General features: G+C 69.8%; 10 protein-coding genes. 6 read left to right on the top strand and 4 right to left on the bottom strand.

All coding sequences use genetic code 11. The annotated features are described in order from the left end of the window. The first annotated feature begins 121 nt into the window (after positions 1-121). Positions 122-298, top strand: coding sequence for a hypothetical protein (locus Aut01nite_RS25290; RefSeq protein WP_161790579.1), 177 nt, complete (start codon positions 122-124; stop codon positions 296-298). 34 nt (positions 299-332) lie between these two features. Here Aut01nite_RS25290 and fxsT read toward each other — a convergent pair whose 3' ends face one another. After that, entirely contained in the window at positions 333-3,710 is a 3,378-nt protein-coding gene (fxsT, locus tag Aut01nite_RS25285) for an FxSxx-COOH system tetratricopeptide repeat protein (protein WP_083998481.1), read from the bottom strand. Positions 3,711-3,987: 277 nt separating this feature from the next. Between fxsT and Aut01nite_RS25280 the strand changes: the two genes are divergently transcribed. Further along, entirely contained in the window at positions 3,988-5,013 is a 1,026-nt protein-coding gene (locus tag Aut01nite_RS25280; RefSeq protein ID WP_043522439.1) for a hypothetical protein, read from the top strand. Positions 5,014-5,231: 218 nt separating this feature from the next. Here the strand turns inward: Aut01nite_RS25280 and Aut01nite_RS25275 are convergent, their stop codons facing one another. The 3 genes from Aut01nite_RS25275 to Aut01nite_RS25265 form a co-directional block, all read right to left on the bottom strand. Next, on the bottom strand, positions 5,232-5,990 hold the full coding sequence (locus tag Aut01nite_RS25275) for an ABC transporter ATP-binding protein (RefSeq protein ID WP_043522438.1): 759 nt from the start codon (positions 5,988-5,990) through the stop codon (positions 5,232-5,234). Next, positions 5,977-7,011 (bottom strand): taurine ABC transporter substrate-binding protein, encoded by a 1,035-nt coding sequence (locus Aut01nite_RS25270; RefSeq protein ID WP_043522437.1) that lies wholly within the window; start codon positions 7,009-7,011, stop codon positions 5,977-5,979. Before Aut01nite_RS25270 ends, Aut01nite_RS25275 begins: the two co-directional genes overlap by 14 nt. Before the next feature lie 168 nt (positions 7,012-7,179). Further along, a complete protein-coding gene (locus Aut01nite_RS25265; protein WP_043522436.1) occupies positions 7,180-8,046 on the bottom strand; it encodes an ABC transporter permease in 867 nt (288 codons plus the stop codon). A 180-nt stretch (positions 8,047-8,226) separates the two neighbouring features. Here Aut01nite_RS25265 and Aut01nite_RS25260 point away from each other — a divergent pair, with 180 nt between their 5' ends. The 4 genes from Aut01nite_RS25260 to Aut01nite_RS25245 are packed head-to-tail and all read left to right on the top strand — an operon-like array spanning position 8,227 to position 11,600. Then, positions 8,227-9,147 (top strand): amino acid ABC transporter permease, encoded by a 921-nt coding sequence (locus tag Aut01nite_RS25260; RefSeq protein WP_043522435.1) that lies wholly within the window; start codon positions 8,227-8,229, stop codon positions 9,145-9,147. Further along, positions 9,144-9,899 (top strand): amino acid ABC transporter ATP-binding protein, encoded by a 756-nt coding sequence (locus Aut01nite_RS25255; RefSeq protein WP_043522434.1) that lies wholly within the window; start codon positions 9,144-9,146, stop codon positions 9,897-9,899. The genes Aut01nite_RS25260 and Aut01nite_RS25255 overlap by 4 nt, the downstream gene beginning before the upstream one ends. 28 nt (positions 9,900-9,927) lie before the next feature. Next, a complete protein-coding gene (locus Aut01nite_RS25250) occupies positions 9,928-10,905 on the top strand; it encodes an ABC transporter substrate-binding protein (protein WP_043522433.1) in 978 nt (325 codons plus the stop codon). After that, the gene (locus Aut01nite_RS25245; protein ID WP_043522432.1) at positions 10,902-11,600 is read left to right on the top strand and encodes a GNAT family N-acetyltransferase; all 699 of its coding nucleotides are present in this window, start codon (positions 10,902-10,904) and stop codon (positions 11,598-11,600) included. Before Aut01nite_RS25250 ends, Aut01nite_RS25245 begins: the two co-directional genes overlap by 4 nt. The last annotated feature ends 18 nt before the right edge of the window (positions 11,601-11,618 follow it).

Genomic DNA, 11,618 nt, shown 5'->3' with positions numbered 1-11,618 from the left:
GCGTGGCACGCCGGGGTGGGGAAGTACAGAAATAACTCGGCCAGGTCGATCAAGAGGCGTATGCGATAGTGGAGGCCATGGATGCGCGTGCCCGCATTCGAAATCAAGGGAGGATCGTCCTGTGGATCTTTCTCCGGTTGAGGTGGAGACCGATCTGATCGACCTTTCCGAGATTTCTCTCGCGACCTTGCACCGTTGTGATCCATCGGTGCTGAGCGCGTCGGTGAGAAAAATACTCGCCCAGGTCGACAACCCACGCGCCAATCTCGGCACCGGGCCTCCCGGGCGCGTCGACTGAGCCGTGCGCCCGGGGACGGGATCCCGGAGTGTCGTCAGATCGGCGTCGGGTCGACGTCACAGTCAGCGCGGAGACTCTGCAGGGCGTTGAGCGTGGCCGGATGCCGGTCACCCAGCGTGGCACGGAGCCGGAGCATCGTGTCAGCCAGGATCTTGTCGCCCTCGTTGGCGCGACCGAGCGCCCGCAGATCGAGCGCCAGGTTCACCCCGACGGCCAGCGTCGACGGGTGTTCGTCACCGAGCACACGCGACGACCGGGCCAGGGTGTCGGTGTCCCGTTCGTACGCCTCCTGGAACCGTCCGAGAGCGTACAGGTCGCTGGCCAGGTTGGTGGCGCAGATCAGGCTGACCGCGTGGTCCGGGCCGAGGGTCCGCTCCAGTTCCGCCAGGGCGGCGGCGTCGTGCTGCCGGGCCTCCTCGCGATCGCCCATGAGCCGCAGCACCACGGCCAGGTTCGTCCGCACCGACAGGGTGTAGAGGTGGTTGGCCCCGAACATGCGCTGGTAACGCTCGAACGTGTCGACGGTGTAGGCCAGCGACCTGTCGAGTTCTCCCGCGTGCCTCAGGTCGACGGCGTAGTTCACCGCCATGGCGATGGTCCGCGGATAGTCGGGGCCGTAGCGGCGGGTGTAGCGGTCCAGGGTGTCCTGGGCGAGCGCGCGGGCGCCGGGGTGGTCGCCGGCCTTGCGCCGCGCGATCGCCAGATAGCGCGCGGCTTGCAGGGTCGACGGCTTGTCGTTGCCGAAGAGCTCGAGATGCTGGTGGTACAGCTCGTCCTGCCGGCGGGCGGCCTCCAGGTAGTGCCCGAGTTCACGCCGGTCGATGAGCAGGGCGTTCAGGGTGTTCAGGGTCTGCTCGTCGTGGACACCGAGGATCATCTGACGTCGGCGGTGGGTGTCCTCGTCGAGTTCGGCGGCCCGCTTGAACTCGCCGGTGAGGCGCAGGCTGACGCCGAGGCTGTGGGCGAAGATCAGGGTCGCCGGGTCGTCCCTGCCGAACTCCTGCCGGGCGATCGTCAGGATGCGCTCGTCGAGATCGCGGGCCGCGACGAATTCACCGGCGGTCCGCAGGTCGATCGAGACCATGTACATCGCGTCGAGGGTGCCCTCGTCACGATCACCGATGTGCTCCTGGTACAGGTCGAGAGTCCGCTGGTTGAGCTGCTTGGCCCCGGCGAAGTCGCCGTTGACCCACCTCATCCAGCCCAGCCACTTGGCCAGCCGCAGTGTCTCCGGGTGGAAGGCTCCGCGGGTCTTCGCCCACCAGCCGTGCGCCTCCTCGGCCAGCTGCTCGCTGCCGGGATGGTCGCCCCAGTAGTAGAGGAACTGGACGATGCCGAACACCAGGTCCTGCACCCGCGGGTCGGCCGACTCGACGGCGCGCGACACCGCGACGTGCGGGCGCAGCCCCTGGTAGCGTCGCCATTCCTCGGGCCGGCTCGGGTTGTTCGGGTTGCCGTTGGCCAGCAGGGTGTGCGCGCCCCGCCGCATGTGCACCCGCTCCTCGTCGGTCATCCGGCCGACGAGCACGGCCTGGACGAGCCGGTGGATCTGCAGCGCGTCGCGGGCGTGGTCGATCTTGGCGAGGGCGTACTTCTGGATGTCGCGGATCGCGCGGCTCAACCGGAACCGGTCGCTGAGGACGGGGTCCAGCTCCTCGCTGATCGGCGCGACCGGGGAGCCGGCGAAGAGGTCACGGGAGATCGGCTCGGGGGCGAAGAACGAGCAGATCTGCAGCAGCTGCAGCGCGGCCGGGTTCTTCTCCCGCAGTTTCTCCAGCGACAGCTCGAACGCGGCCGCCACCGAGTCCGGGTAGTCCGGTGACGGGCTGGTCTCCAGCACGTCGATGCGCTTCTGCTCGAGCAGGTCCAGGTACTCCTCGATGGGCATGCCGGTGGTGGCGCGCCAGGCCGCCGCCTGCTCGATCGCCAGCGGCAGGTCGCCGAGGGCGTCGGCGAGCCGTTCCGCGTCCTCGCCGTCGAGACCGAGCTCCCGGCCGAGCAGGAAGTCCCGGCTCTCCTCGCGGGTGAAGACGTCGACTTCCACCGATCGGGTGAACCTGGTCCAGTCCCGGTCGCGGGAGGTCACCAGGATCTTACCGGAGCCGACGGTCGGGAAGAACTTCTTGACCGACTGCGGCGCCTCGGCGTTGTCGAAGACCAGGAGCCAGTTCTTGTACGGGGTACGGCCCGTGCTGAGCGCGTCCCGCACGGCCGGCACGGCCGTGTTCACCTCGGGCCCCACGTCCAGTTTCAGCTGCTGCGCCAGCTGGGTGAAGGAGGCGAGGATCTGGCCCTCCTGCTCGGCCGGAACCCACCAGATGAGGTCGTATTCGGCGCTGTGGCGGTACACGTACTCGATGGCGACCTGGGATTTCCCAACGCCACCCATGCCATGCAGAGCCTGCGGGAGCACCGCCGTCTCCTGGCTGCGATTGAGCTCGTCGTGGATGACTCTGAGCAGATCCTCACGCCCCGTGAAGTTCGGGTTACGCTGCGGAATCTCACCCCACACCTGGGGCAGTCTCACCAGTGGCGGGGTGGTGCCGACGGGAGGCATCGCACTATCTCCTCGCAGTGAAGTCGAATCGCTGTCGCCCGCTCGGACCGGTTCGATGCCCTCCTCCGCCGGATAAACTACAGACGATTCGCCCGAGTTGTCCGGACTATCCGGGGTAATACTAGGCTCTGGCACTTCCGTGTCATCGCCCGGGTCATCAGGAACAGCAGGGGTGGTTCCCGCAACGCCGGTGACGCGACGATCGCCCCCGGGCTCCGGCGGAACGGCCGGTGGGGACGGGTCCGGGATCTCCAGCCGGTCGGACTGATCCGCCGCCCAGTGCGAGAGCTCGATCGCCAGGGACCCGGTCACCCGATCGGCGACGTGCCGGACCAGGGCCAGCGCGGACGGCTCCGTCCCCGGGCCGGTCGGGCGCGCGGCGAGCCGGTCGAACGCGACGATCAGCGTGGTCGCGTCGACCGGCACGCCCACGCCCGACTCCATCGCCCCCGCACGCCACCAGCCCTGCTCCCCCGGCCCGGTCTCCGCCCGGCGCAGCAGGTCGTGGATCCGCTTGCTCTCGCTCTCCGGCAGCAGGCTCAGCAACGAGGCCGTGTCGATCAACTCGACCGCCCGTTTGGTCCCGGGCGAGTCGGGCGCCATCGTCGACAGCGCGGCGGTCAGCGCGCGCAGCCCGCCGGGATGGCCCAGACAGGCCAGCACGATCTGCACGACGTGGATCCGGACCTCGTTGTGTTCCTGAACGTCCGGGAAATTGACCACGTCGCGGCGAACGAGTTGCAGCAATAGGCGGCGATCAGGAAGCGCGCTCATGAACGGAATCTCGATGAGCGATTTGATCAGCGCATCCCTCAGGTCGGTTGCAGGATCCTTCTTGCTCGAGCCCTGCGGCACCGGACCACTCCCATCGCCTCCGTGCACCCGCCTCCAGACTCCATCATGCACAGCGATATCACTGCTGAGTGTCGTCGATCCACTCGCAAATGATGGAGGAACTCGTGAACCATAGTGAAGAACACTGCACCGGGTCCATACTCGTCACTACTTACGGGTGAGAGATCCGGGATTCGCATGACTGCTCCCCGATCGCTACCAGCGGACAGTGGTGACGCCGGGTTGACAGCCGATCGCAAGCGGTGCCCCTCCCCGACGCGAATCCCGAGGTCTCCGCATGTCCGTTCTGTCCCGGCCCACCGTCCTGCTCGCCACCGCCTCGGTCGCGGCCGGCCTGCTCGTCGCGCCCGGCGCCGCGTTCGCCGCCGGCCCGGCCCCGACACTCACCGCCGCCGAGATGAAGGCGGCACTGAAGCCGGTCGCCGAGGCGTCGGCGCTCGCCGGGGCCGGTGGCTGGCGGGCCGTCACGGACTTCAGCCTGGACGTGCCGTCGGCCGGGCCGATCACGATGGTGGACACCACCGTCGTCGACCCGGTGCACGGGCGGTACTCCGACGTGGTCGACCTGGGCAGGTACGGCCGCGAGGAGACCTACGCGGCCGCGGGGGAAGGCGTCCACCGTACCGTCGAGGTCGGCGCGCAGACGGCCGCGCTGCGGATGATGGGCAGGCCCGCGGTGAAGTACGTGTTCACCGCGGACAAGGGTCTCGAGCTGGCCGCCTTCCTGGTCGCCGACAACGCGCCCGCCCCGGACGACATGGCCCGGTACTACGCCCTGGCCGGCACGAAGACGGTCGACGAGGACGGGACGACCGATTTCACCGTCCTCGCCGACGAGGGCGACGACCCGTACACCGTCACCCTGCACGTGAACGCGTCGTCCGTGCTGACCGGGGTGGACGCGGTGCCCGCCGACGCCACCGAGGCCGGCGAGGCGTCGATCGCCTTCACCTACGGCGCGCAGACCGTCACCCTGCCGGCCGCCGCCGCCACGGTCGACAGTCGCACCCTGGCGAAGGGCGTCGCGTACCTCGACATGGCCGCCGTGGTGAAGAGGGCCGTCACCAAGGGCGCGGCGGACACCCGCAAGGCCGCCAAGGGCCGCACGGTCACGGTCGCTTCGCTGCGCAGACTCGCCCGCGCCGGCGCGGTGTCCGCCGGCAAGGCGGCGGGTGTGGCGATGGTCCAGGTCAAGGACATCACCGGCGGGGTACGGGTGTCCGCCGTGAACCCGTGGACGAAGAAGACCGTCGCCTACACCGTCAAGGCCTCCGGCCGGCAGGTGATCGTCAAGGCCGTCTGAACCGGGCCGTTGCGGTCATGTCTACCGCGATCAGCCCATCGACCGGGTCACCCGGGCGAGTTCCTCGATCCGGTGACGGGCCGGCCGGTCGGATCCGGAACGCCCCGGGGCAGGTGTCGGCGGCGTCACGCCGAAGTGCTCCCCGGCTGGTCGTGGGTGCTGTCTCGACAGGCCCGAGACAGCACCCACGACCAGCCGGGGAGCTCCCGCCCCACGGGTCAGACGGTGACGCGGTCGCGGATGGCGTGACCGATCTCGGCGCGGAGGGCGGCGAACTCGGGCAGGCCGCGCAGCTCGGCGGCGGCGATGCCGGTACGTGGCAGGTCGATGCGCAGGTCGAGGGCGATCCGGCCGGGCCGCGGGGTGAGGACCACGACCCGGCTGCCGAGGAAGACCGCCTCGTCGACGCTGTGCGTGACGAACACGCTGGTCCGGCCGGTGGAGGCGCTGACCTGCCGCAGATCGTCCTGCAGCTTCTCGCGGGTCAGCGCGTCCAGGGCGGCGAACGGCTCGTCGAGCAGCAGCAGAGGGTTCTCGACCGCGAGGGCGCGGGCGATGGCGACACGCTGCTGCTGGCCGCCGGAGATCTGCCAGGTACGGCGTTTCGCGACGTCGTGCAGGCCGACCCGGGCGAGCAGTTCGTCGACCCGGTCCGCCGACGCGTCCAGTCCGGCGTACTTCAGAGCGAGCGCCACGTTGCCACCGACGGTCTTCCACGGGAACAGCCTCGGCTGCTGGAAGACCAGACCGGCGCCGCGGCCGGGCTCCGGGGCCGTCCCGTCGGTGCGGACGGTCCCGGTGGTGGGCTGCTCGAAACCGGCGATCAGCCGCAGCAGGGTGCTCTTGCCGCAGCCGGACGCGCCGACCAGGACCAGGAACTCGCCCTGCGGAACGGTCAGGTCGATCGGGCCGACCGCGGTGACGTCGCCGTAGGAGTGCTCGACGCCCTCGACGACGATCGCGTCAGCCGAGGACACTGGGCAGGCCCTTGACGTAGATGGCCTTCTGCACGTCGGCCAGCGCAGGCACGGCGTCGATCTTCTGCTGCGACTTGAGGAACTCGGCGGCGCTGAGCAGGTTGTCGGCGAGCTTGCCGGGCGCGCCCTCGGTGCCCAGCCACTCCGGCGACGACAGGTCGGCCGGCTTGAGGAAGACACCCTGCGACAGCTGGCCCTCGGCCTCGCCGGCGGAGATGTTGAGTTCGGCGCCGACCGCCTTGGCCGCGGCGTCCGGGTCGTTCGCGATGATGGTCAGGGCCTGGGCCTCGACCTTGCGCCACGCGTCGACGGCGTCCGGGTGGGCCTCGGCGAACGCGGTGGACACGACGCCCAGGTCGAGAGTGGGCTTGCCCCCGGCGGCCAGCTCCCGGCTGGTGATCAGGACCTTGCCGGTCTTCTTCAGCTCGTCGAGCGACGGCAGCCAGCTGTACGCCGCGTCGATGTCGCCGCGGGTCCAGGCGGCCAGGATGTCCTGCGGCTCCAGGTCCACGATGGTCAGCTCGGACTCCTTGACGCCGGCCTTGTCGAGCGCGGCGAGAAGGCTGTAGTGGGCGGTGGAGGCGAACGGGGTGGCGACCTTCTTGCCGCGCAGCGACGCCACGTCGGTGACGTTGCTGCCGTTGCGGGCCACCAGGGCCTCGTTGTCGCCTGCCACGTCCAGCACGAACGCGACCTGATAGGGGATGTCGAGCGGGGCGGACAGGCCACGGGCGACCGGGCTGGAACCGATCGCGGCGATGTCGACGCTCTTGGCGACGAACGCGGTGTTGATGCTGGCGCCGGAGTCGAACTTGGTCCAGGTGATCTTGTAGTCGGGCAGCGCCTTCTCCAGCAGCCCCTGGTTCTTGACGATCAGGTCGCCGGACGGGAACGCCTGATAGGCCAGCCGGATGGTCTTCCGCTCCGGGTTCGGGCCGCCGCTGGCGGCGCCGCCGCTGCCGCAGGCCGCGAGGGAGCCGGCGAGCGCGACGGAGATGACGGTGGCGAGGAGTTTCTTCAACGGAGATCCCTAACTATCTGATCGCGAACTATTCAGCATCGAACTATTCGCAGTCGAACTATTCGGATTTGCACTGTTCGGTGGCGCGCTGTTCCGTGGCGCGCTGGTCGGTGGCGCGCCATTCAGGCGCCAACTGCTCGGGAGCGCACTGTCCAGCGCGGGCACTGCTCAGGCACGGCCGCGCCACGGGATGAGCCTGTTCTCGGCGGTGAGCAGCAGGGCGTCGATGAGCAGGCCGGACAGGCCGATGGCGAAGAGGCCGAGGACGACCACGTCGGTCTGCGAGTAGCGCTGGGCGTCGCGGATCATGCCGCCGATGCCCGGGACGCCGTTGATGGTCTCGGCGGCGACCACCGAGGAGTACGCCACCCCGACCGCCAGCCGGACACCGGTGAAGATCTCCGGGAGGGCGTTGGGCAGCACCACGTCCCGGATGCTCTGCCGGCGTCCGGCACCGAGTGCGCGGGCTGCCTCGACGAGGTGGGTGGGGGCGTTGTGGACGGCGGCGGCGGTGGCGACCGCGACGGGGGGCAGCGCGGCGATGGCGAGCAGCCACAGTTTGGGTGTCTCGTCGATGCCGAACCAGATGATGAACAGGCTGAAGTAGGCCAGTGGCGGCAGCGCGCGGACGAAGGTGATGACCGGTTCGGCGACCACTCGCAGCCAGCTGACGGTGCCCAGGAGCACGCCGATGAGCAGGCCGCCGGCGATGCCGATGGCGGAGCCGACGACGATGCGCCGGAGGCTGATGCCGAGGTGCTCGATGAGCAGGTGGCCGCTGTAGCCGCGTACCCCGTCGTGGGTGGTGGAGGTGGTGATCAGCTGGTCCCAGACCGCGCCGGGTGACGGGATGAAGGTGGGGTTGCGCATGACGCGGGCGGTGATCTCCCACAGCACGTAGAGCACGAGGAGCGCGAGCAACCGCAGCGCGAGCCGGCGGCGAAGGCCGCCGCCGGGCGCGAGCGCCGCGGGACGGCCGGCCGCGGGGTTCGCGGCCTGCTCGGCCGGCGGCGCGGGGGCGACGGACGTGGTCAAAGAAAACTCCTGGCAGGGGTACGCGACGAATGCCCGCTATTCCTATCGCATCTATGGAGTTAATGGCAATACCTGCCCCACCGGCCCGGCCGCGCGCGGCCGGGGCCGCAACAGGTTCGTTAAACATATATTCCCAGTAGGTATTGAAGGAGATGGCCGCGGCTGCCTAGCGTTTCGGCCATGAGCGTCCTCACCCCGCCGCGACAGGCGGCCGCCGCCGGCGACACCGACGGCGATCTCGTCGTCGTCCCGGCCCGCCATCCGTGGCGCTGGGCCGGCACCGCGCTGGTCCTGGTCCTGCTGGCCCAGCTGGTGCACGGGCTGGTCACCAACCCCGGCTGGGACTGGGGGACGTTCGCCGGTTACTTCCTGGAGAAGTCGGTCGTCGACGCGCTGCTGCTCACCGTCGGGCTGACCGTCGCCGGCGCGGTCCTGGGCTTTCTCGGCGGCATCCCGCTGGCCGCGATGCGCCTGTCCGCGAACCCGGTGCTGTCCGGGGTGGCCTGGACGTTCATCTGGGTGTTCCGGTCCGTGCCGCTGCTGGTGCAGTTGCTGTTCTGGGCCAACCTCGGCTACCTGTACGAGAGCCTGCAGATCGGCATCCCGTTCGGGCCCGGCTTCTCGTTCCCGACGGTGAGCCTGATCGGCAGCTTCGGCGCGGCGCTGCTGGGCCTGGCCCTGCACGAGGCCGCGTACGCCGGTGAGGTGATCCGGGCCGGCCTGCTCTCGGTGGATCAGGGCCAGCACGAGGCCGCAACGGCGCTCGGCATCCCACGGTGGCGGCAGTTCTACCGGATCGTGCTGCCCCAGGCGATGCGCGCCATCCTGCCGAACGCCGCGAACCTGCTGATCATGCTGCTGAAGAGCACGTCGATGGTGTACGTGCTGGCCATCGGCGAGCTGTTCTACCAGGTGCAGGTGATCTACGGCCGCAACGGGCGGGTGGTGCCGCTGCTGATGGTCGCCACCGTCTGGTACGTGATCCTCACCGCGTTGCTGTCGATCCTGCAGTTCTACGTCGAGCGGCACTTCGCCCGCGGCGCGGTCCGCACCCTGCCGCCCACCCCGTTCCAGCGACTCAAGGCGGCGCTCCGCAAATGATCGAGATCTCCGGAGTGCACAAGTCGTTCGGCCCGATCGAGGTGCTCAAGGGCATCGACCTGACCGTGGAGGCCGGCACCGTCACCGTGATCCTCGGACCTTCCGGCTCCGGCAAGTCCACGCTGCTGCGCTGCATCAACCGCCTGGAGAAGGTGAACAGCGGCACGGTCCGGGTCGACGGCGAGCTGATCGGTTACGAGCAGCGGGGCAACCGGCTGCACGAGCTCAGCGAGCGGCGGATCCTCCAGCAGCGCGTCGGGATCGGCTTCGTCTTCCAGAACTTCAACCTCTTCCCGCACCTCACCGCCCTGCAGAACGTCGCGGAGGCCCGGCACTCGGCACTGCGCAAGACCAAGAGCCAGGCGTACGAGAAGGCGCACGAACTGCTGGCCCTGGTCGACCTGTGGGACCGGGCCGGGGCGTACCCCCGTCAGTTGTCCGGCGGGCAGCAGCAGCGCGTCGCCATCGCCCGGGCGCTCGCGCTGGAACCGAAGTTGATCCTCTTCGACGAGCCGACGTCGGCACTGGACCCGGAACTGGTCGGCGAGGTGCTGGACGTGCTCCGCGACCTGGCCCGCGCCGGCACCACGATGATCGTGGTGACGCACGAGATCGGTTTCGCCCGCGAGGTCGCCGACACCGTCGTGTTCATGGACTCCGGCCGGATCGTCGAGCAGGGCACCCCCGCCCAGGTTCTGGACCACCCGAGACACGAGAGGACCCGGGCGTTCCTGTCCAAGGTCCTCGTCTGATCACCCGTTGACGAGAAGAAGCGAGCTCATGCGTACACGATGGATGTCAGTTCTTGCGGCGGTCACCCTCAGCCTGACCGCCTGCGCCGCGCCGGAGGAGACCGCGCCGGTGCAGGCGGCGGCGAACCCGTCGGCGGCCGCCGCGGTGAAGCTCAACCTGAGCCCGGAGCAGAACCGGATCGTGCCGGCCAGGGACGAGGCCGCCGCCGCGCTGCTGCCGGCCGACGTGAAGGCGTCCGGCAAGCTGGTGATCGGCATCGGCGCCGCCGGGTCCGGGTTCCCGCCGCTCGCCTTCGCCGCCACCGACAACAAGACCCTGATCGGCAACGAGCCGGACGTCGCGGTCGCCATCGCCGGGGTCCTCGGCCTGGAGCCGGTCCTGGAGAACACCTCCTGGGAGAACCTGTTCATCGGCCTGGACAGCGGGAAGTTCCAGCTCGGCGCGTCGAACATCACCGTCACCGAGGAGCGCAAGCAGAAGTACGACTTCGTCACCTACCGCCTGGACAACCTGGCGTGGCTGGCGAAGAAGGGCTACGGCAAGAAGGTCACCACGCCCGCCGACATCGCCGGTAAGAAGGTGTCGGTCAGCTCCGGAACCAACCAGGAGAAGATCCTGGTCGAGTGGGCCGAGGAGGTCGAGAAGGCGGGCCTGCCCAAGGTCGACATCAGGTACTACCAGACCAACCAGGCCGTCTACCTGGCCCTCGGCGCCGGCCAGATCGACCTGCACCTCGGCCCCAGCCCGTCGGCCGCCTACCACGTCGCCACCACCGGCGAGACCGAGGTCGTCGGCACCTACTCCGGCGCCGGCAAGGACCTCCAGGGCCTGATCGCGCTCACCACCAAGAAGGACAACGGCCTGGTCAAGGCGTACGCGGCGGCACTCGACAAGCTGATCGCCAGCGGTGACTACGCGAAGATCCTCGAGCGCTGGAACCTCTCCAACGAGGCCGTCACCAAGGCCGAGGTCAACCCGCCGGGCCTGCCGATCGAGGGCAAGTGACCCGCTCGCTCGCCGCGACGGACGTGCTGGACACGGTGGTCTGGAGCTCGCTGTCCGGGGCGCACGCCCGGTTCGCGGTGACCCACGGCCGGGCCGCCCGGTACGACCACGAGGTCGCGCCGTTCCACGCCCTCGCCGACCCGGCCGACCCGCAAGCCTGGGCCGACCTGAAGGCGCTCGTCCCGGCCGGCTCGACGGTCGCGATCGCGGGGGCCGGTGGGGTGGTCCACCCGGGGTGGGAGGTGGCCGGCAGCGTCGGCGGGGTGCAGTTGGTCGCCACGTCCGCGCCGGCCGGGGCGCCCGCTGTGGACGCGGTCCGGCTCGGCCCGGCCGACGTCCCGGAGATCCTCGACCTGATCGACCGTACCCAGCCGGGCCCGTTCCGGCGGCGGACCGTGGAGCTGGGCACCTATCTGGGGCTGCGCGCACCGGGCGGGCGGCTGGTCGCGATGGCCGGGGAGCGGCTGCACCCGCCCGGGTGGACGGAGATCAGCGCGGTCTGCACCGATCCGGCGTTCCGCAAGCAGGGCCTGGCCACCCGCCTGGTCCAGGCGGTGGCGGCGGGCATCCGCGACCGCGGCGAGACGCCGTTCCTGCACACGTCGGCCGGCAACGTCCACGCCATCCGGCTGTACGAGTCGATCGGTTTCGAGCTGCGCAGGCGTACCGACTTCACCCACTACCGCCGCATCTGAGGGCGGTGGGTGCGGCCC

It is taken from the genome of Actinoplanes utahensis (assembly GCF_016862455.1).
GTDB classification, from domain to species: Bacteria; Actinomycetota; Actinomycetes; order Mycobacteriales; family Micromonosporaceae; genus Actinoplanes; species Actinoplanes utahensis.
This window is presented reverse-complemented; position numbering and strand designations above follow the sequence as displayed.